Genomic DNA, 20,618 nt, shown 5'->3' on the forward strand with positions numbered 1-20,618 from the left:
ACGCTAGGAACGGGCACGGTGGTTGAGAACCCGACGGTCGACCGTATGCGGTGAGCGGTATGCGCCGCGCGGCGAACGGTCGTACCGCCCGGTTTTCGTCGCCGCGCGAACCCTTGCCGAACCCCTTGCCGCCCCAACAAGCATACTGTAGACAATATTTCGTCGACAGAGTTCGACGGTGCACCCACTCCGCGGTATCCCTCGAACCGAACGGAGCTCCCCCGTATGAAAGTCGCAGTCCTCGGCGCCGGTGCGATCGGCGCCTATGTCGGCGCCGCGCTCCACCGCGCGGGCGCCGACGTCCATCTCGTCGCCCGTGGACCCCATCTGGCGGCCATGAGGCAGCACGGCGTGCGGGTGCTCAGCCCGCGCGGTGACTTCACCGCCTTCGCCCACGCCACCGACGACCCCGCCGAGATCGGCCCGGTCGACTACGTGTTCCTGGGCCTGAAGGCCAACTCGTACGCGGCGTGCGGGCCGCTGATCGAGCCCCTGCTGCACGGTTCCACCGCGGTGGTCGCCGCCCAGAACGGCATCCCCTGGTGGTACTTCCACCGGCACGGCGGCCCGCACGACGGCCACCGTGTCGAGAGCGTCGACCCCGGCGGCGCGGTCAGTGCGGTGCTCGCCCCCGAACGGGCCGTCGGCTGTGTCGTCTACGCCGCCACCGAACTCGAAGGCCCGGGTCTGGTACGGCACCTGGAGGGCACCCGGTTCTCCGTCGGCGAGCCCGACCGCGGTGTCTCGCCGCGCTGTCTGGCGTTCAGCGAGGCGATGCGGGCCGGCGGCCTGAAGTGCCCCGTCGAGCCGGACCTGCGCAACGACATCTGGCTCAAGCTGCTCGGCAACATCTCCTTCAACCCGATCAGCGCGCTGGCCCGCGCCACCATGCGGCAGATGTGCCTGCACGGCGGCACCCGCGAGGTGATCGAGACGATGATGGCCGAGACGCTCGCCGTCGCCGAGGCCCTCGGCTGCGAGGTCGGCGTCTCCATCGAGCGCCGGATGGCCGGCGCCGAGCGGGTCGGCGACCACCGCACCTCCACGCTCCAGGACCTGGAGCGCGGCAAGCCGCTCGAACTCGACGTCCTCCTCGCGGCCGTCGTCGAGCTGGCGGAGATCACCGGTGTCCCGGTGCCCACCCTGCGCACCGTGCACGCCATCTCGGACCTGCTCGCGTCGAGGAGCGCCGCATGAGGAAACGCCAGGCGAAGACCTATACGAGGCTCACCCGTCCGCTCGTCAGGGACTCCCGCGACGAGCCCTTCCGCGAGGCCGGCTGGCAGGAGGCCCTGGACCGGGCCGCCCGGGGCCTGGCCCGCAACCGCGGCGCGTTCGGCATGTTCTCCTGCGCCCGCGCCACCAACGAGATGAACTACGTGGCCCAGAAGTTCGCCCGGGTCGTGATGGGCACCAACAACGTCGACTCCTGCAACCGCACCTGCCACGCCCCCAGCGTCGCCGGACTGTCGGCGGCCTTCGGCTCCGGCGGGGGTACCTCCTCGTACGAGGAGATCGAGCACACCGACGTCGTCGTGATGTGGGGCTCCAACGCCCGCTTCGCGCACCCGATCTTCTTCCAGCACGTCCTGAAGGGGATCAGGAACGGCGCCCGGATGTACGCCGTCGACCCGCGCCGGACGTCCACCGCCGAATGGGCGGAGAGCTGGATGGGCCTGAACGTCGGCACCGACATCCCGATGGCCCACGCCGTCGGGCGGGAGATCATCCACGCGGGCCTGGCCAACGAGGCGTTCATCCGGCGGGCGACCACCGGCTTCGAGGAGTACAAAACACTCGTCGAGCCCTGGACGCTGTCGCTCGCGGAGAAGGTGACGGGCGTACCGGCCGCCGCCATAGGCGAGTTGGCGCACGCCTACGCCCGCGCCGAGCGCGCCCAGCTGTGCTGGACCCTCGGCATCACCGAGCACCACAACGGCACCGACAACGTCCGCGCGCTGATCAACCTCTCCCTGCTGACCGGCCATGTCGGGCGCTACGGCAGCGGGTTGCAGCCCCTGCGCGGGCAGAACAACGTGCAGGGCGGCGGTGACATGGGCGCCATCCCCAACCGGCTCCCGGGCTTCCAGGACATCCTCGACACCGGCTCCCGGCTGAAGTTCGAGTCGGCCTGGGACACCGTCATCCAGCCGCACTACGGGCTCAACCTCACCGAGATGTTCGAGGCGATGGAGGAGGGCGCGCTCAAGGCGGTCTACTGCATCGGGGAGAACCCGGCCCAGTCGGAGGCCGACAGCGAGCAGGCCGTCCGCCGGATGCGGCAACTGGACTTCCTGGTGGTGCAGGACATCTTCCTGACGAGGACCGCCGAGCTGGCGGACGTGGTCCTGCCCGCCACGGCCGGGTGGGCCGAGACCGACGGCACCACCACCAACAGCGAGCGCCGGGTGCAGCGGGTACGGCGGGCGGTCGCCCCGCCCGGCGAGGCGCGCGAGGACATCGACATCATCTGCGAGCTGGCGGCCCGGCTCGGCCACGACTGGAAGTACGCCGACGCCGAGGCCGTCTGGAACGAACTCAGGTCGGTCTCCCCGGACCACTACGGGATGACGTACGAGCGCCTGGAGCGGCATCAGGGCATCCAGTGGCCGTGCCCGAGCACCGAGGGGGTCGAACCCTCCTATCTGCACGGCAGGTTGTGGGAGGCGGACCCGGCCGCGCGCGGGGTGCCGGCGCCGTTCGGGATCGTCCAGCACGATCCGCCGGTCGACCTCACCGACGAGGAGTACCCGGTCCGGCTCACCACCGGACGGCGGCTCGACTCGTACAACACCGGTGTGCAGAGCGGGAGTTTCGCCTCCCCGCTGCGGCGCGGCGAGTTCGTGGAGCTGTGCCCGGAGGACGCCGAGCGGTACGGGGTCGTCGTCGGCGAGGAGGTGCGGGTGAGTTCGCGCCGGGGCTCGGTGGTCGCGCCGGTGTGGATCGACACCGCGCTGCGGCCCGGGCTCGCCTTCATGACCATGCACTTCCCCGACGAGGTGGACACCAACGCGCTGACGATCGAGGCGAACTGCCCGATCGCGGGGACGGCGGAGTTCAAGGCGTCGGCGATCCGGATCGAGAAGCTGCCCGTCGCGACCATCGTGAGGTGACACACGTGGACCTGCACTTCGGCGACAGCAAGCCGACGGACGACGAACGGGCGGCCGTCGACGCCCTGTTGGGCCCCCCGGAGTCCTCGTGGGAGGGCGCCGACCGCTCCGGCGCCGACCTGAGGTGGGCGCGCGGCGGACGCGCGGCACGCGAGCGCCGGGACCTGCTGCTGCCGGGGCTGCACGCGGTCAACGACCGGGTCGGCTGGATCAGCGAGGGCGCCCTGGACTACCTGTGCCGCCGTCTGACCGTGCCCCCGGCCGAGGCGTACGGCGTCGCCACCTTCTACGCGATGTTCTCCGTCCGGCCGCGCCCGGCGACCGTACTGCACGTCTGCACCGACCTGGCCTGTACGGCGGCGGGCGCGGCCGAGCTGTGCGCCGGTGTCGAGGCGGCCCTCGGCCCCGGGGTCCACGCCGGCGCCGGCAACGAGGCGGGTCCCGGCCCCGGGGGCCACGCCGGCGAAGAGGAGGGTCCCGGCCCCGCGGTCCACGTAGAACGCTCCCCCTGCCTGGGCCTGTGCGAGCGCGCCCCGGCGGCCCTGGCGATCAGGGCGGGCGACCCGGCGCGTACGGCGGTCGCGGCGCCCGCCACCGTGCGCGGCGCCGTCCTCGCCGCGACCGCTCCGGACTCGGCGCCCGAGGAGCCCCCGGCGGCGACGGCGGTGCCCCAGGCCGGGGACCCCGGGCTCACCCTGCTCGGGCGGGTCGGCGTGGTGGACCCGGCGAGCCTGGACGACTACCGCGCCCACGGCGGCTACCGCGCCCTGCGCCGGGCCTTCGAGCTGGGCCCGGCCGACGTCATCCGTGAGGTGACCGACTCCGGGCTGGTCGGGCGGGGCGGGGCCGCCTTCCCCACCGGCCGCAAGTGGCAGGCCACCGCATCCCGGCCCGACCGTCCGCACTACGTCGTCTGCAACGCCGACGAGTCCGAGCCGGGCACCTTCAAGGACCGCGTGATCATGGAGGGCGACCCGTACGCCCTGGTCGAGGCGATGACGATCGCCGGGTACGCGACCGGCGCGCACCGCGGGTACCTGTATCTGCGCGGCGAGTACCCGCGGGCGGTCCGGCGCATGGAGCACGCCCTGGCTCAGGCCCGGGCGCGGGGGCTGCTCGGCGAGGACGTCCTCGGTCAGGGCTACGCCTTCGACATCGAGATCCGGCGGGGCGCGGGCGCCTACATCTGCGGTGAGGAGACCGCGCTGTTCAACTCCGTCGAGGGGTACCGGGGCGAGCCCCGCTCCAAGCCGCCGTTCCCGGTGGAGAAGGGCCTGTTCGGCAAGCCGACGGTGGCGAACAACGTCGAGACGCTCGTCAACGTCCTGCCGGTGCTGACCCTGGGCGCCCCGGCGTACGCGGCGATCGGCACCCCGGGGTCCACCGGCCCGAAGCTGTACTGCGTCTCGGGGAGCGTGGACCGGCCCGGGGTCTACGAGTTGCCGTTCGGCGCGACGCTGGGCGAGCTGCTGACGCTGGCCGGGGTCCGGGACGGGCTGCGGGCGGTGCTGCTGGGCGGCGCCGCGGGCGGCTTCGTACGCCCCGACGAACTGGACGTCCCGCTCACCTTCGAAGGGACCCGGGCGGCGGGCACGACCCTCGGCTCCGGGGTCGTCATGGCCTTCGACGGCACGGTGCCGCTGCCCCGGCTGCTGCTGCGCATCGCCGAGTTCTTCCGGGACGAGTCCTGCGGGCAGTGCGTGCCCTGCCGGGTGGGGACCGTCCGCCAGGAGGAGGCGCTGCGCCGGATCGCGGACCGCTCGGGTGCGGCGGCGGCCGATGACATCGCCCTGCTCAGGGAGGTGGGCCGCGCGATGCGGGACGCCTCGATCTGCGGTCTGGGACAGACCGCGTGGAACGCCGTGGAATCCGCCATCGACCGCCTGGGGGCCTACGAATGACCGCCATCGAGCGTCCGCAGGTCCACGCATGACCGCCATCGACCGTCCGGAGGTCCACGCATGACCGCCACACCGCTGGGCATCCCGCGCCGTCTGCTGGAGTTCACCGTCGACGGGGAGCCGGTGCGGGCCCCCGAGGGCTCCACCGTGCTGGACGCCTGCCGGGCCGCCGGGAAGGACGTCCCGACCCTGTGCGAGGGCGACACCCTGCGGCCGAAGAACGCCTGCCGGGTGTGCGTCGTCGAGGTCGAGGGGTCCCGCACCCTGGTCCCGGCATGCTCCCGCCGGGCCGAGGCGGGCATGGAGGTGCGCACCGACACCGAGCGGGCCCGGCACAGCCGCAAGATCGTCCTGGAACTGCTCGCCTCCTCGGTCGACCTGTCGACCACCCCGCGGGTGGCCGGGTGGATCAAGGAGTACGAGGCGGAACCGGACCGCTTCGGCCCGGACGCGGTCCGTCTCGGTGAGGAACCGAGGGTCGACAACGAGCTGTACGTGCGGGACTACGACAAGTGCATCCTCTGCTACAAGTGCGTGGACGCCTGCGGCGACCAGTGGCAGAACAGCTTCGCGATCTCTGTTGCCGGGCGGGGCTTCGACGCCCGGATCGCGGTCGAGCACGACGCCCCGCTGACCGACTCGGCCTGTGTCTACTGCGGGAACTGTGTGGAGGTGTGTCCCACCGGGGCACTCTCCTTCAAGTCGGAGTTCGACATGCGGGCGGCGGGCACCTGGGACGAGTCGGCGCAGACGGAGACGACCACGGTGTGCGCGTACTGCGGAGTGGGCTGCAACCTCACTCTGCACGTACAGGACAATGAGATCGTGAAGGTCACCTCGCCGCACGACAACCCGGTGACCCACGGCAACCTGTGCATCAAGGGACGCTTCGGCTACCAGCACGTCCAGAACCGGAACTGATCGGGGCTGATCGGGACATGGGACGAGTCACGGAACGACGCAAGGTGATCCGTATCCGGGACGGAGCGGTCACCGCCCGGCCGGACACGCTCGTCGCCGAGGAACCCCTGGAGATCCGGCTCAACGGCAAACCCCTCGCCATCACCATGCGCACCCCCGGCGACGACTTCGCGCTCGCCGCCGGGTTCCTGGTCAGCGAGGGCGTGCTGGGCGCCGCCGACGAGCTGCAGAACATCGTGTACTGCGCGGGCGCCACCGAGGACGGCTCGAACACGTACAACGTGGTGGACGTGCGGACCTCCACGGGCGTGCTGATCCCGGAGATCACGCTCGAGAGGAACGTGTACACGACCTCGTCCTGCGGGCTGTGCGGCAAGGCCAGCCTGGACGCCGTGCGCACGACCGCGCGCTGGCCCATCGCCGACACTCCCCCGCTGCGGATCGAGCCCGCGCTGCTGGCGGCGCTGCCCGACCGGCTGCGCGCCGCCCAGCGGGTCTTCGACCGGACCGGCGGGCTGCACGCGGCGGCCCTGTTCACCGAGGACGGACGCCTGCTCGACGTCCGGGAGGACGTGGGCCGGCACAACGCGGTGGACAAGCTGGTCGGCCGCGCCCTGCAGAACGGCCGGCTGCCGCTGTCCCGCACGATCCTGCTGGTCTCCGGGCGGGCCTCGTTCGAGCTGGCGCAGAAGGCGGTGATGGCCGGGATCCCGGTGCTGGCGGCGGTGTCGGCGCCCTCCTCGCTGGCCGTGGACCTCGCGGCCGAGACGGGCCTGACCCTGGTCGGATTCCTGCGGGGCAGTTCCATGAACGTGTACGCGGGCGAGGACCGGATCGCCGTGCCGGCCGCGGCCGCCCAGGGCTGACGGTCTCCCCCGCGGCACGGCGGCGGGGCCCTCGCCGGCGGGGAGCGCCCCCTGCGCCGCGGGGGCCCCGCCGTGCCGAGGCCCCATGGACCGGCGGCGCGCCTGCCACTAACGTCCCGGAGCGTGTCCGACGACGCACGAGTACGCCACCGCGTGGGAACGGGCCTCGGCCTGCTGCTGGCCCTGGTCCTGGGCGCCGTGCTGCTCAGCGCGTTCCCCGAGGACGACGGCGGCGAGGGCGCCTGCCCGGCCCGTACGGTCCGCTCCTGGTCCGCCGACGAGCGGCTCACCTCGGAGTTCGCGCGGTACGGCGACGACGCCTCGCGCACCGACGACTGGACCGGCGGCGACGGCACCCACTCGGTGCGGCTGCCGGACGGCCGGGTGCTGTGGCTGTTCTCCGACACCTATCTGGGCCCGGTGTACGGCCCGCCCAACCCGGTCGGCGAGTCCTACGCCTGGCGGGACACCACGGCGCCGCTGGTGCGCAACTCGGCGGTGGTGATGCGTGACGGACGGCTGGAGAGCACCCTCCCGGCCCCGCTCTTCGCCGACCCCGCGCCGGGCAGCTGGCGCTGGCCGGTCGCGGCCCGGGTGGAGCCGCGCCGGCCCGGCTCCGCCGACCTGGTGCTGCGGGTCCTGCTGTGGGTGCGCACGGCCGGACAGGCGCCGTGGATCTACGGGGTGCCCACCGCCACCGAGGTGGCGACCCTGTCCCTGCCCGATCTGCGCGTGGAGTCCACGGCCCGGATCCTCGACCAGGGCTCGGTCGCCGACCCGTCCCGGCGGGTGCTGTTCGGCACGACGCTGGTCGAGGAGGACGGCTGGACGTACGTCTTCGGCGGCGACGACCGCCGGGCCGTGTCCCGTCCGGCCTCCCTGGCCTACGCGGCACGGGTGCCCGAGGGCGGGCTCGCCGATCCGGCGGCCTGGGAGTACTTCGACGGCGAGGAGTGGGCGGCGGGGGTCCGGCCGCGGGCGGTGCTCGGCGACGGGCGGCGCACCGGGGTGGGCAGCGCGTTCTCGGTGGTGCGCGACGGGCGGACTTACGTGCTGTTCACGATGGCCGCGGGCGGCTCCGGGCTGACCACCGTGACCTCGTACTGGGCGTGCTCGCCCACCGGGCCCTGGCACGGCCCGACCCGGGACTTCAGCCCCGCCCTGCCCGACGGCCAGGTCGCCGCGTACAACCCGCAGACGCATCCGGAGCTGAGCGGGCGGGGGCGGCTGGTGCTCAGCTACGACGTCAACTGGCTGGAGACGACGGGCGCCGCGGCGAACCTCAGCCGGAACGTGGCCCTGTACCGACCGCGATTCGTGACCCTGCGGCTGGCGGCCCCGCGCTGACCTCCGGGTCCTTCGAACGCCGTTTCGCGATCACCGCGCAGACCATGAGCTGCATCTGGTGGAAGAGCATCAGCGGCAGCACGGCCAGCGAGGCGTGCGCGCCGAACAGGACGCTCGCCATGGGCAGTCCGGCGGCGAGGGACTTCTTGGAACCGGCGAACTGGATGGCGACGCGGTCCCCGCGGTCGAAGCCGAGGGCCTTGGCGCCGTACCAGGTCAGCAGGAGCATCACGGCGAGCAGGACGGCCTCGACGGCGAGCAGCACGGCCAGCCGGGCGGGGCTGACCCGCTGCCAGACGCCCTCGACCATGCCGGCGCTGAACGCGGTGTAGACGACCAGCAGGATCGACCCGCGGTCGACCAGGCCGAGGACCTGCCGGTGCCGGGCGAGGAAGCCGCCGATCCAGCGGCGCAGCAGCTGCCCGGCCAGGAACGGCACCAGCAGTTGCAGCACGATCTTCACGAGGGAGTCGGTGGAGAAGCCGCCGCCGCTGTTGCCGAGCAGGCTCGCCGCGAGCAGCGGGGTGGCGAGGATGCCGACCAGGGAGGAGAAGGAGCCGGCACAGATCGCGGCGGGCACGTTGCCGCGGGCGATGGAGGTGAACGCGATCGAGGACTGGACGGTGGAGGGGACCAGGGTGAGGAAGAGCAGTCCCTGGTAGAGGGGGTCGGTCAGCACCGGGGCCAGTCCGCGGGCGGCCAGGCCCAGCAGCGGGAAGACCAGGAAGGTGCAGGCCAGGATGGTGAGGTGGAGGCGCCAGTGGCGCAGCCCGTCCAGGGCCTCACGGGTGGAGAGCCGGGCGCCGTAGAGGAAGAACAGCAGGGCGACGGCGGCCGTGGAGGCGCCGGAGGCGACCTCGGCGCCGGTGCCGCGCGCCGGGAACAGCGCGGCCAGGCCGACCGTCCCCAGCAGCAGGAGGATGTAGGGGTCGACCGGCATCCTTCGCGGCCGTCGCAGGCGTTTCACTGTGCTCCACCACTCGCTGTACGTCCGTAGTCACGGGCACGTGCGTGCCCTCTCCATCGTCCTCCCCGGCCCCTCGATCGGGAATCCGGCATACCACTCTGACTGTCATCACGTTCCGCGATAACGTGGCGGTGTGTACGACCCTTCCCAGCTGCGGACGTTCCTGGCGGTGGCCCAGACGCTGAGCTTCACCGGGGCCGCCCGGCGGCTCGGGCTGCGCCAGTCGACGGTCAGCCAGCACGTACGGCGCCTGGAGGACGCGACGGGCCGGCAGCTCTTCGTCCGCGACACCCACTCCGTGGAGCTGACCGAGGACGGCGAGGCCATGCTCGGCTTCGCCCGCCGCATCCTGGAGGTCCACGAGCAGGCGTCGGCCTTCTTCACCGGCACCCGGCTGCGCGGCCGGCTGCGCTTCGGCGCCTCGGAGGACTTCGTCCTGACCCGGCTGCCGGAGATCCTGGAGGGCTTCCGGTACGAGCATCCGGAGGTCGACCTGGAGCTGACGGTGGAGCTCTCGGGCACCCTGCACGAGCAGCTGGCCGCCGGGAAGCTGGACCTGGTCCTGGCCAAGCGCCGCCCGGAGGACCCGCGGGGCGAGCCGGTCTGGAACGACCGGCTGGTGTGGATCGGCGCGGAGCGGCTGCGTCTGGACGCGGACCGGCCGGTGCCGCTGATCGTCTACCCGCCGCCGGGCATCACCCGCGCCCTCGCCCTGGAGGCGCTGGAGCGCCAGGGCCGCCAGTGGCGGATCGTGTGCACCAGCGGCAGCCTCAACGGCCTGGTCGCGGCGGCCCGCGCCGGGCTGGGCGTGATGGCGCACTCCCGGGGGCTGATCCCGCCGGGCCTGGTGCGGATGCCGGACCGCTCGGGGCTGCCGGAGCTGGGCCGGGTGGATTTCGTCCTGGTCCACGGCCCCCGTCCGACGGGCTCCCAGTCGGCCGCGCGGGCCCTCGCGGCGGCGGTCCTGGCGGGCGGCGAGCGGCTGCACCGGCGCTGAGAACGCGTCGTACAGATTCCGTGGAGATTGCGGCCCGGAAACTTACTCAACCGTCAGGTTTGTGTCCGACCCCGCCCCATGTGAGCGCATTTCCACTCACTGACCTGTGCGAACTCACGTCCCGCGCACCTTCCGCACCCTGCCGTGCGGTGGGACGGTGGGGTAGCTTTCACGGCGCCGTGCGGAGCGACACCAGGAGCGGGGAGCGGGGTTTGCGCGAGTTCACCAACCCTCCGTTGGCGTTGGCACCGCCGGTGGGCGGACTGGCCGACGTGGTGTTCCGGCATGCCCACGAGGACCCGGCCCATGTCGCGCTCGGCCGCAAGGACGACGCCGGCCGGTGGCGGGACGTGACCTCGGCGGAGTTCCGCGACGAGGTGCTGGCCCTCGCCAAGGGGCTGCTCGCCCGGGGCGTCCGGTTCGGCGACCGGGTCGCGATCATGTCCCGCACCCGCTACGAGTGGACGCTCTTCGACTTCGCCCTGTGGACGATCGGCGCCCAGGTGGTGCCCGTCTACCCGACCTCGTCGGCCGAGCAGTGCTTCTGGATGCTGCACGACGCGGAGGTCACGGCGGCGGTCGTCGAGCACGAGGACCACGCGATGACCATCGCCACGGTCATCGACCGGCTCCCCCGGCTGCGCGAGCTGTGGCAGCTCGACGCGGGCTGCGTGCCCGAGCTGTACGACGCGGGCGCCCACCTCGACGACGAGACCGTGCACCGGCACCGCAGAGCCGTCACCCCGGACTCGGTGGCGACCGTCATCTACACCTCCGGCACCACGGGCCGCCCCAAGGGCTGCGTCCTCACCCACGGCAACTTCATGTACGAGGCGGACACGGTCATCGAGCGCTGGCAGCCGGTGTTCCACTCCAGGAAGGGCGACGAGGCGGCGACCCTGCTCTTCCTGCCGCTCGCCCATGTCTTCGGCCGGATGGTGCAGGTCGCCGCGGTCCGCGGGGGCGTGCGCTTCGGCCACCAGCCGCAGATGAACGCGGCCGCACTGCTGCCCGACCTCGCCGCGTTCCGGCCGACGTTCTTCCTCGCGGTGCCGTACATCTTCGAGAAGGTCTTCAACGCCGCCCGCCGCAAGGCCGAGAAGGAGGGCCGCTCCGGCGCCTTCGAGAAGGCCGTCGAGGTCGCGGTGAAGTACGCGGACGCGATGGAGGCCAGGGCGTGGGGCATCGGGCCCGGCCCCTCGGCGGGGCTGCGGATGCAGCACCAGCTCTTCGACAAGCTCGTCTACGCCAAGATGCGGGCCGCGATGGGCGGGCGCATCCGGCACGCGATGTCCGGCGGCTCGGCCATGGACCGACGGCTCGGCCTGTTCTTCGCCGGCGCCGGGGTGCACATCTACGAGGGCTACGGACTGACCGAGTCGACCGCCGCCGCCACCGCCAACCCGCCCGAACTCACCCGCTACGGCAGCGTCGGGCAGCCCGTCCCCGGCGTGACCGTGCACATCGCGGACGACGGGGAGGTCTGGCTGAACGGCGGCAACGTCTTCCAGGGCTACCTCAACAACCCCAAGGCCACCGACGAGACCCTGCACGACGGCTGGCTGGCCACCGGCGACCTCGGCTCCCTCGACGAGGACGGCTATCTGACCATCACCGGGCGCAAGAAGGAGATCCTGGTGACCTCGGGCGGCAAGAGCGTCTCGCCCGGGCCGCTGGAGGAGCGGGTGCGCGACCATCCGCTGGTCGCCCAGTGCATCGTCGTCGGCAACGACCGCCCCTACGTGGCGGCCCTGGTCACCCTGGACCAGGAGGCCGTGGAGCACTGGCTGGGCATGCGGGACAAGCCGCGCATGGACCCGGCCCGGCTGGTGCACGACGCCGACCTGGAGGCGGAGGTGCGGCGGGCCGTGGTGGCCGCCAACACGCAGGTCTCCCAGGCCGAGTCGATCCGTACCTTCCGCATCCTGGCCCAGCCGTTCACCGAGGAGCACGGACTGCTCACCCCGTCGCTGAAGCTCAAGCGCCGGGCGATCGAGAAGGCGTACTCGGGCGAGGTGGAGGCGCTGTACCAGGCGTGAGCGGTCGGCGCGGGGGCGCTTCGGATTCGGCGATCAGGAATGCATCGGGGCCCGTGATCGTTGACGATGGAGGTACCACACCTGACGACAACCGTAAGGATCAAGAGCTCGTGAGCAGCAAGGTCCCCCAGATCACCCTCAACAACGGCGTCGAGATGCCCCAGCTGGGTTTCGGTGTCTGGCAGGTGCCGGACGACGAGGCCGAGCAGGCGGTCGCCACGGCGCTGGAGGCCGGGTACCGCAGCATCGACACAGCGGCGATCTACGGCAACGAGGAGGGCACCGGCAAGGCCATCACCACCTCCGGCGTCCCGCGCGAGGACGTCTTCGTCACCACCAAGCTCTGGAACGCCGACCAGGGGTACGACGCCACCCTGCGCGCCTTCGACACCTCGCTGGGCAAGCTCGGCCTGGACTACGTCGACCTGTACCTCATCCACTGGCCGCTGCCAGCGAAGGACACCTACGTCGACACCTACAAGGCGTTCGAGAAGCTGCTCGCCGACGGCCGGGCCAAGGCCGTCGGCGTGTCCAACTTCCTTCCCGAGCACCTGGAGCGGCTGACCGGGGAGACCTCCGTCATCCCGGCCGTCAACCAGATCGAGCTCCACCCGCACCTTCAGCAGCACGCCTCCCGCGAGCTGCACGCGCGGCTCGGCATCGCCACCGAGGCGTGGTCGCCGCTGGGCCAGGGCAAGGGCCTGCTGGAGGTTCCGGCGATCGTGGCCATCGCCCAGAAGCACAACCGCACCCCGGCCCAGATCGTGCTGCGCTGGCACCTCCAGCTCGGCAACGTGGTGATCCCCAAGTCGGTCACGCCGTCCCGCATCCGGGAGAACATCGACGTCTTCGACTTCAGCCTGGACACCGAGGACCTCGCGGCGATCAGCGCCCTCAACGAGGACCGCCGGATCGGCCCGAACCCGGCGACGTTCGACGTCGTCTGAGCCCGTCACGGAAGCGGGCGGCCCTTCCTCAAGGGCCGCCCGCTTCCACTCGGTTGGGCCGTACGACCTCAGTTGGGCTGCCCGACCGGCCGTACGACGACTGTGTTGACGTCGACTCCCTCGGGCTGCCGGATCGCCCAGACCACCGAGTCGGCGATCTGGTCGGCGGTGAGCAGATGACCGGGCGGCAGGCTGCCGTAGTTGTCCCAGAACGGGGTCTCGGTGCGGCCCGGCGCGATCAGGGTCACGCCGACGCCCCACTGCGTCACCTCGCGGCGGGTGTTCTCGGCGAGCCCGGTCACCGCCCACTTGGTCGCGCCGTAGAGGTTGCCCGGCCCGTGCACGAAGCCGGCGACACTGCCCACCAGCACGATCCGGCCCCGGGTCTCCTTGAGGGCGTCGATGGAGGCCCTGATGAGCAGGGCGGGTGCGAGGACGTTGGTGAGGATCATCTCCCGCCAGCCCGCCGGGTCGCCCTCGGCGACCGTGTCGTGCGTGGCCACACCGGCGTTGGCGACGACCGTGTCGATCCGCCCGAACTCCTTCAGCGTGGCCTCGACGGCCGCCTCGACCCGGGCGTGGTCGGCGGCGTCCCCCTGAAGGGTCAACAGCCCCTCGGGATGGCCGAGTTCGGCGGCGAAGCCGCGCAGCCGCGCCTCGCCCCGGCCGGTGACGGCCACCCGGTGCCCGGCGTCGAGCAGTTGACGGGCGACCGCGGCGCCGATGCCGCTGCCGCCGCCGGTGATGAGCGCGACCGGAGAGTCGGTCATGGTTACCCCCTGTTTCTACGGGCACCGGGATCCCCGGTGCCGCAGGGGAGTTCATCAGTTCGAGCACTCTCGAAGTCAAGCCCGGCCACCGGTGGGGTCCGGTCGCGTCAGGCGGGGCGGATCGCGGTGTGCACGGTGCGGGCGGCCAGGACGAAGAGGTCGGCCCGGTGGTGGACGCTCGCCTTGTCGTCCGGGTCGACGAGCCGGTCGAGCGTGGCCCGGTCCTCGGCGTCGAGCTCGTCGCCGAACATCTCCCGGAAGCGGCCGAAGGTGGCCGCGGCGACGGCCCGGGCCCGGTCGGGCGCGGGGGCGGGCAGGTCGAGCAGGAAGGTCCGGGTGCCGGTGGGCCGCAGCCCGGCCGCCGACATCATGGCCCGCCAGTCCTCCGGCACCGCCACCCCGTCGGGGAGGTCGGCGCGCATCCGGGCGAACCGGTCCTCGTGCACCGCGTCGAGCCGCGCCTGGAGGCCCGGGCGGCCGATGCCGAAGTCGCGCGGCAGGAAGCGGGTGGGCAGGCCGCCCTCGACCAGGGCGAGCGTGCCGCCCACGGCCAGTCGCTCGGCGCAGGCCGCGACGGCCGCCTGCTGGTCGCCGAGGTGGTGCAGGCTGTTGCTGGCCCAGATCAGATCGGCGGGATAGTCCAGGTCGGCCATGACGTCGGGGAGTTCACCGGTCAGCGTGGAGAAGCGGTCGGCGACCCCGAGCCGCTCCGCGCGGGCGCGGGCCAGCTCCAGCAGCGGTGCGGAGCCGTCGACGGCGACGACCCGGGCGCCGGGGAAGGCGTCGGCGAGCATGCAGGAGACAACCCCGGGTCCGCTGCCGGCGTCGACGACCAGGCCCGGTGCGCTCTGCTTGCCGCCCAGCCAGGCGAGCGCGTGCTCGTGCAGCGGCGTGTACAGCTCGGCCTGGGTCTGCAGGTACTCGGCCAGCTCGGACCAGTCGACGTCGGCGGGGCCGTGGTCGTGGTGGTGCTCGTGCGTCCGCCCGTGTACATGCTCGTGATCGTGATCGTGCGCCATGGTGGCCAGCCTCTCCTCCGGGTGCGGCCAGCGTGCGCCGACGCACCGGAGAAAGGCAAACACCGTTGCCGAATCCGCAAAGGCGACCGTCGCCGGGGCCCGGTTCGCACCGGGCCCCGGCGGGATCAGCCGCTTACGACAGCGGCGGGTAGGCGTTCTGCATCAGCTGCTGGAACTGGGCGGAGAACCAGTGACCGGACAGCGGGGCGTTCGGCAGGGAGCCGGACAGGTTGTTGCCGTTGCGCGGGTTGCCGGTGTACGTCGGGTCGCACATCCGGTCGAAGCCCTTGCCCTCGTCGTTGTCGATCTCCTGGCTCGCGCCGTCGGACTCACCCGGCGGCTTCATCCAGACGTAGGCGTCGATCCCGGTGGCCGGGCTGGCCTGCGGCCGCTCTCCGAGACCCGCTCCGGACTGGTTGCACCAGTTGCCGATGTGGAGGCGGCGGTCGTAGCGGCCACCGTCGACATAGGTGTCCACGCTGGTCGTGGCGCCGGGCCCGGCGGGCCGGGCGGAGCCGCCCCAGCCGTTGCGGGAGGTGTCGATCAGCATGCCGATGTTGGTGTTGAAGCCGACCGAGACCAGCTGGTTGCGGAAGCCCTGGGCGAAGGACTGCTCGTCCACGTACCGGTTCCAGTCGACCCACTTCGACTCGCGGACGGACTTGCCGGCCACGGAGTCGTTGATGGTGAAGTTGTTCTCCTTCAGGGCGCTGTAGTTGGCCGTGTTGGTGATGAAGCCGTGCACGTCGTTGACGGTGGCGCCCTCGGCGCTCGCCGCCTCCTTGAACAGCTGGGCGGACGGGGCGAAGTTGTCGTCCCAGCCGATCCAGCCGTGGTGGCCGGCGTCCACGTAGTTGTAGACGTTGGGCACGTCGCCGAGCTCGCTCAGCGCGTAGCCGACGCCCTTGACGTAGTTGCCGTTGGCCTTCATCACGTCGCACTGCGGGGTGGCGGTGGGCCGGCTGCCGGTGTTGGTGACGAGGTTGGGCAGCGAGTCGATCTCGACGGTGGTGACGATCCGCAGCGAGGCGTACTTGGGGTCGGCGAGGATCGCGGCGATCGGGTCGATGTACTCGGTCTTGTACCGGCCGATCTCGGTCGGGCCGAGTTCACCGTTGGAGGCGAGGGCGGCGCAGTCCCGGCCCGGCAGGTTGTAGATCACCAGCTGGACGACGAGTTCGCCGCTGCCCTTCTGGGTCAGGGCCGTGTCGAGGTGGTCGCGCAGGCCCATGCCGCCGTTGACGCCGTTGATGGCGGCGATCCGGTCCAGCCACACACCGGTGGGCTGACTGGAGATGCGGCTGCCGCCCGGCTCGGCGGCGGCCTTCGCCGACCACTCCGGGTTCACATAGACCTTGGCCCCGGAGTACGGGTTGTCCACGCGGGTTCCGGTGCCCGGGTCCGGGTCGGGGTCGGTGCCGCCACCGCCGTCGTCGACGTTGCAGGTCACACCGTCCAGCGTGAAGGTGGCCGGGATCGCGTTGGTGCCGCTGTAGGTGCCCTGGAAGCCGAAGCTGACCGAACCGCCGGTGCCGAGGCTGCCGTTGTAGGACTCGTTGACCGCGGTGACGGCCGCGCCGCTCTGGGTGATCCGGGCGTTCCAGCCGTTGGTGACCCGCTGGTTGCCGGCGTAGGACCACTTCACGTTCCAACCGCTCTTGGCGGCGCCGTTGTTGGTGACCGTGACGGCGGCGGTGAAGCCGGTGCCCCACTGGTTCTGGATCTGGTAGTCGACGGTGCACGGTACGGCCGCGGTGCCGATCTCGTCGGGCACGGCGGCGAGCGCCGTCCCGGAGGCCCCGGCGACCAGCGCCAGGGCGGCGAGCATCGCAGTTCTGGTACGACTCATGAGTGCGGGTTCCTTCTCGGTGAGAGGGGGTTGTCCGTTCAGGGCGCGCAGGTGTTCACGCGGCCCGATGCCGTACGACGTGGGGTTCCGTCGTAAGAGCCGTGCGGGGCGGGACCCGTGGAGCGGTCCCGGGTGTGCGGGGTCCGGCCCGGAGGGGCGGGGCCGCGACGGGGGCGAGCCAGGAGTTCGGACAGCTCTTGTCCACACCGGAGTTGACGGGGTGGGCATGCCGTGCCGCGGCCGGGGTGCCGGTGGGGTCACCGGGCCGGGACGTCGGCCGTGGACCGACGTCGTCCGAGGTGTCGAGCCCGCCGGCCGGGACCATGTACCCGGGGCCGGCCGGTTCGTCCTCGAAGGTGTGCGCCACCGACGCCCAGGACGTCTTCACCGCCGTCCGGGCGACGGGCAGGCCGGTGTCCCGCCGCCCGGTGGCGAAGTGCTCCACCGGGTGGACGGGTACGGCTTCCGACGCCGGGACAGCCGAAATGGTCATGCTCGTGACAAGATCGACCGCTTCGGCGGCGGTTAAAAGTACTGAACGCGGGGGGTGTCGCATGAGCGACTCCTTGCAGATCAGACACGTCGCGACGGACGCGTCGACTGATGGAACCGCTCCCACTGGTGTCACCGAAGTTAGCGCCAAGTGACGGTAAAGGACAGAGGAGTTGCTGACTTTTACTCAAACGACCACGTCGAACATTTTCGACTCTTCAAGCATCTTGACCCCCCGGACCCTCTTCCTCACTATGGGAGCGCTCCCACTGGTTCAAGCCTTGACTTCTCCGAGCCGCAAGGAGGAACCAGCACATGCAGCCCCCTCCCCGGAGGCGAAGAGCGCTACGGCGTGCCTGGACAGCCGTCGTCGCCGCTCTGGCGCTTCCGATCACCCTGCTCGCGACCGGTACCACCCCTGCTCAGGCGGCGCCGCTGCAGTGCAGCGTCGACTACAAGACGAACGACTGGGGATCCGGCTTCACCGCGGATCTGACCATCACCAACCGCGGTACGGACGTGATCGACGGCTGGACGCTGACCTACGCCTACTCGGGCAACCAGAAGCTCAGCAACGGCTGGAACGGCACCTGGTCGCAGTCGGGCCAGGGCATCACGGTGAAGAACGCCTCGTACAACGGCAGGATCGCGGCCGGCGCCGCGGTCTCCACCGGGGCGCAGTTCAGCTACAGCGGCACCAACGCCGCGCCCAGCTCCTTCGCGGTCAACGGCACCACCTGCGCCGGCGCCCACCAGCCGCCGATCACGGTGCTGACCAGCCCGGCCGCGGGCGCCGTCTACTCGCAGGGTGACGCGGTGCCGCTCGCGGCCACCGCCGCCGCGGCCGACAACGCCACCATCAGCAAGGTGGAGTTCTACGACGACACCACGCTGCTGGGCACGGACACGAGCGCGCCCTACTCGCTCTCCGTCTCAAGTTTGACCGTGGGCAGTCATTCCTTGCTGGCGAAGGCGTACGACAGCCTCGGCGCGTCCGCGGAGTCCACGCCGGTCGGCATCACGGTCGCCTCGGGTCCCGCCGTGGTGGCCTCCACCAACCAACTCGCCGTCCAGCAGGGCGAGTCGGGCACCTACGACCTGAAGCTGTCGACCCAGCCCTCGGCCAACGTGACCGTCACCACCGCGCGGACCGGCGGCAATTCGGGTCTGTCGGTGACCGGCGGCGCCTCGCTCACCTTCACGCCGTCGAACTGGAACACCACGCAGCGCGTGACCATCACGGCGGCCGCCTCCGGCACCGGCGCGGCGACCTTCGAGTCGACCGCGAACGGACACGCCAAGGCCGCGGTGACCGTGACCCAGATCGAGGCGTCGGGCGAGTACGACGCCCGGTTCCTGGAGCTGTACGGGAAGATCACCAACCCGGCGAACGGCTACTTCTCCCCCGAGGGCATCCCCTACCACTCGGTCGAGACGCTGATCGTGGAGGCCCCGGACCACGGCCACGAGACCACCTCGGAGGCGTACAGCTACCTCCTGTGGCTCCAGGCGATGTACGGCAAGGTCACGGGTGACTGGACCAGGTTCAACGGGGCCTGGGAGATCATGGAGAAGTACATGATCCCCACCCACGCGGACCAGCCGACCAACTCCTTCTACAACGCCTCCAAGCCCGCGACCTACGCGCCCGAGCTGGACACCCCGAACGAGTACCCGGCCAAGCTCGACGCCTCGGTGTCGGTCGGCCCGGACCCGATCGCGGCCGAGCTGAAGAGCGCGTACGGCACGGACGACGTGTACGCCATGCACTGGCTCCAGGACGTGGACAACGTCTACGGCTACGGCAACTCGCCGGGCAAGTGCGAGGCGGGCCCCTCGGACACCGGTCCGTCGTACATCAACACCTTCCAGCGCGGCGCGCAGGAGTCGGTGTGGGAGACGGTGCCGCAGCCGACCTGCGACGCCTTCAAGTACGGCGGCAAGAACGGCTATCTGGACCTGTTCACCGGTGACGCGTCCTACGCCAAGCAGTGGAAGTTCACCAACGCCCCGGACGCCGACGCGCGTGCGGTGCAGGCCGCCTACTGGGCGGACAAGTGGGCCGACGCGCAGGGCAAGGGCGGCGAGATCTCCGCGACCGTCGCCAAGGCCGCGAAGATGGGCGACTACCTGCGCTACGCCATGTACGACAAGTACTTCAAGAAGGTCGGCAACTGCGTGGGTCCGTCCGCCTGTCCGGCCGGCACCGGCAAGGACTCCTCGCACTACCTGCTCTCCTGGTACTTCGCCTGGGGCGGCGCGACCGACACCTCGGCGGGCTGGGCCTGGCGCATCGGCTCCAGCCACGCGCACGGCGGCTACCAGAACCCGATGGCCGCGTACGCGCTCGCCAGTTACGCCGACCTGAAGCCCAAGTCGGCGACGGGGCAGGCGGACTGGGCGAAGTCCCTGGAGCGGCAGATCGAGTTCTACCGCTGGCTGCAGTCGGCCGAGGGCGGCATCGCCGGCGGGGCGACCAACAGCTGGGCGGGCCGGTACGCGACCCCGCCGAGCGGCAAGTCGACCTTCTACGGCATGTACTACGACCAGCAGCCCGTCTACCACGACCCGCCCTCGAACCAGTGGTTCGGCTTCCAGGCGTGGTCGATGGAGCGGGTGGCGGAGTACTACCAGCAGACGGGGAACGCGGCCGCCAAGACGGTCCTCGACAAGTGGGTCGACTGGGCGCTGGACCACACCACGGTCAACCCGGACGGCACCTATCTGATCCCCTCGACGCTCCAGTGGTCGGGCCAGCCCGACACCTGGAACGCCACGAGCCCCGGCTCCAACGCGGGACTCCATGTCACCGTCGCCGACTACACCAACGACGTCGGTGTGGCCGCCGCGTACGCCAAGACCCTGACGTACTACGCGGACCGCTCCGGTGACACCGAGGCGGCGAGCACGGCGAAGGCGCTGCTGGACGGCATGTGGGACAACCACCAGGACGCCCTCGGGATCGCCGTCCCGGAGAACCGCGCCGACTACAACCGCTTCGACGACCCGGTCTACGTGCCGAGCGGCTGGACCGGGACGATGCCGAACGGCGACACGATCAACGCGTCGTCGACGTTCGAGTCGATCCGTTCCTTCTACGAGGACGACCCGGCCTGGTCGAAGATCGAGTCCTATCTGGCGGGCGGCGCGGTGCCGTCCTTCACGTACCACCGGTTCTGGGCGCAGGCGGACATCGCCCTCGCCATGGGTTCGTACGCGGAGCTGCTCGAGTAACCAGCCCCCGCCCGGCGCTCACCGGCGCCCGAACGGCTCCGCGTACGTGGTCCCGCCACCTGACCGGCGGGACCGGACGGCCGGGCGGTCCCCTCCCGCACGGGGGACCGCCCGGCCCCTCTCGCACCGTCGAGAAAGCGCTTACCCCGCTCTCCC

At 71.5% G+C, this 20,618-nt stretch carries 15 protein-coding genes; 10 read left to right on the forward strand and 5 right to left on the reverse strand.

What is annotated here, in order from left to right; genetic code table 11:
- Positions 1–225: 225 nt before the first annotated feature.
- The 6 genes from ABT296_RS08815 to ABT296_RS08840 all read left to right on the forward strand — a co-directional run bounded on the left by ABT296_RS08815 (position 226) and on the right by ABT296_RS08840 (position 8,148).
- A complete protein-coding gene (locus ABT296_RS08815; protein ID WP_351924774.1) occupies positions 226–1,197 on the forward strand; it encodes a 2-dehydropantoate 2-reductase in 972 nt (323 codons plus the stop codon).
- A complete protein-coding gene (locus tag ABT296_RS08820; RefSeq protein WP_351924776.1) occupies positions 1,194–3,113 on the forward strand; it encodes a molybdopterin oxidoreductase family protein in 1,920 nt (639 codons plus the stop codon). The genes ABT296_RS08815 and ABT296_RS08820 overlap by 4 nt, the downstream gene beginning before the upstream one ends.
- Before the next feature lie 5 nt (positions 3,114–3,118).
- Positions 3,119–5,014: an NADH-ubiquinone oxidoreductase-F iron-sulfur binding region domain-containing protein gene (locus tag ABT296_RS08825; protein WP_351925177.1), complete on the forward strand. Its 1,896-nt coding sequence runs from the start codon at positions 3,119–3,121 to the stop codon at positions 5,012–5,014.
- A 60-nt stretch (positions 5,015–5,074) separates the two neighbouring features.
- Complete coding sequence (locus ABT296_RS08830) at positions 5,075–5,935, forward strand: 2Fe-2S iron-sulfur cluster-binding protein (protein WP_351924778.1); 861 nt, start codon at positions 5,075–5,077, stop codon at positions 5,933–5,935.
- A gap of 17 nt (positions 5,936–5,952) precedes the next feature.
- Positions 5,953–6,801, forward strand: a complete 849-nt coding sequence (gene fdhD / locus ABT296_RS08835; RefSeq protein WP_351924780.1) for a formate dehydrogenase accessory sulfurtransferase FdhD — start codon at positions 5,953–5,955, stop codon at positions 6,799–6,801.
- A gap of 123 nt (positions 6,802–6,924) precedes the next feature.
- A complete protein-coding gene (locus ABT296_RS08840; protein ID WP_351924782.1) occupies positions 6,925–8,148 on the forward strand; it encodes a DUF5005 domain-containing protein in 1,224 nt (407 codons plus the stop codon).
- On the opposite strand, the gene ABT296_RS08845 is transcribed toward ABT296_RS08840, so the two are convergent.
- The gene (locus ABT296_RS08845; protein WP_351924784.1) at positions 8,084–9,088 is read right to left on the reverse strand and encodes a bile acid:sodium symporter family protein; all 1,005 of its coding nucleotides are present in this window, start codon (positions 9,086–9,088) and stop codon (positions 8,084–8,086) included. The genes ABT296_RS08840 and ABT296_RS08845 overlap by 65 nt on opposite strands.
- 160 nt (positions 9,089–9,248) lie before the next feature.
- On the opposite strand from ABT296_RS08845, the gene ABT296_RS08850 reads away from it, so the two are divergent.
- From ABT296_RS08850 to ABT296_RS08860, 3 genes are all read left to right on the forward strand, one after another.
- Positions 9,249–10,112 (forward strand): LysR substrate-binding domain-containing protein, encoded by an 864-nt coding sequence (locus ABT296_RS08850; protein WP_351924786.1) that lies wholly within the window; start codon positions 9,249–9,251, stop codon positions 10,110–10,112.
- A gap of 212 nt (positions 10,113–10,324) precedes the next feature.
- On the forward strand, positions 10,325–12,151 hold the full coding sequence (locus ABT296_RS08855) for an AMP-dependent synthetase/ligase (RefSeq protein ID WP_351924788.1): 1,827 nt from the start codon (positions 10,325–10,327) through the stop codon (positions 12,149–12,151).
- Positions 12,152–12,261: 110 nt separating this feature from the next.
- Positions 12,262–13,098 (forward strand): aldo/keto reductase, encoded by an 837-nt coding sequence (locus tag ABT296_RS08860; protein WP_351924790.1) that lies wholly within the window; start codon positions 12,262–12,264, stop codon positions 13,096–13,098.
- 68 nt (positions 13,099–13,166) lie between these two features.
- On the opposite strand, the gene ABT296_RS08865 is transcribed toward ABT296_RS08860, so the two are convergent.
- From ABT296_RS08865 to ABT296_RS08880, 4 genes are all read right to left on the reverse strand, one after another.
- Entirely contained in the window at positions 13,167–13,868 is a 702-nt protein-coding gene (locus tag ABT296_RS08865; protein WP_351924792.1) for an SDR family oxidoreductase, read from the reverse strand.
- Positions 13,869–13,975: 107 nt separating this feature from the next.
- Positions 13,976–14,887, reverse strand: a complete 912-nt coding sequence (locus ABT296_RS08870) for a class I SAM-dependent methyltransferase (RefSeq protein ID WP_351924794.1) — start codon at positions 14,885–14,887, stop codon at positions 13,976–13,978.
- Between the two features lie 133 nt (positions 14,888–15,020).
- Positions 15,021–16,736: a glycoside hydrolase family 6 protein gene (locus ABT296_RS08875; RefSeq protein ID WP_351924796.1), complete on the reverse strand. Its 1,716-nt coding sequence runs from the start codon at positions 16,734–16,736 to the stop codon at positions 15,021–15,023.
- A gap of 55 nt (positions 16,737–16,791) precedes the next feature.
- Positions 16,792–17,229 (reverse strand): hypothetical protein, encoded by a 438-nt coding sequence (locus ABT296_RS08880; RefSeq protein ID WP_351924798.1) that lies wholly within the window; start codon positions 17,227–17,229, stop codon positions 16,792–16,794.
- A gap of 314 nt (positions 17,230–17,543) precedes the next feature.
- Here ABT296_RS08880 and ABT296_RS08885 point away from each other — a divergent pair, with 314 nt between their 5' ends.
- Positions 17,544–20,462 carry a glycoside hydrolase family 48 protein gene (locus ABT296_RS08885; RefSeq protein WP_351924800.1) on the forward strand — a complete coding sequence of 973 codons (2,919 nt, stop codon included), beginning with the start codon at positions 17,544–17,546 and terminating at the stop codon, positions 20,460–20,462.
- Positions 20,463–20,618: the final 156 nt, after the last annotated feature.

It is taken from the genome of Streptomyces sp. NPDC000983, assembly GCF_040299205.1.
Classification (GTDB): domain Bacteria; phylum Actinomycetota; class Actinomycetes; order Streptomycetales; family Streptomycetaceae; genus Streptomyces.

Coding starts and splice junctions, on each gene's coding strand:
- fdhD (WP_351924780.1), top strand. CDS start 5,953: ATGGGACGAGTCACGGAACGACGCAAGGTGATCCGTATCCGGGACGGA.
- ABT296_RS08820 (WP_351924776.1), top strand. CDS start 1,194: ATGAGGAAACGCCAGGCGAAGACCTATACGAGGCTCACCCGTCCGCTC.
- ABT296_RS08880 (WP_351924798.1), bottom strand. CDS start 17,229: ATGACCATTTCGGCTGTCCCGGCGTCGGAAGCCGTACCCGTCCACCCG.
- ABT296_RS08865 (WP_351924792.1), bottom strand. CDS start 13,868: ATGACCGACTCTCCGGTCGCGCTCATCACCGGCGGCGGCAGCGGCATC.
- ABT296_RS08875 (WP_351924796.1), bottom strand. CDS start 16,736: ATGAGTCGTACCAGAACTGCGATGCTCGCCGCCCTGGCGCTGGTCGCC.
- ABT296_RS08830 (WP_351924778.1), top strand. CDS start 5,075: ATGACCGCCACACCGCTGGGCATCCCGCGCCGTCTGCTGGAGTTCACC.
- ABT296_RS08815 (WP_351924774.1), top strand. CDS start 226: ATGAAAGTCGCAGTCCTCGGCGCCGGTGCGATCGGCGCCTATGTCGGC.
- ABT296_RS08845 (WP_351924784.1), bottom strand. CDS start 9,088: ATGCCGGTCGACCCCTACATCCTCCTGCTGCTGGGGACGGTCGGCCTG.
- ABT296_RS08885 (WP_351924800.1), top strand. CDS start 17,544: ATGCAGCCCCCTCCCCGGAGGCGAAGAGCGCTACGGCGTGCCTGGACA.
- ABT296_RS08870 (WP_351924794.1), bottom strand. CDS start 14,887: ATGGCGCACGATCACGATCACGAGCATGTACACGGGCGGACGCACGAG.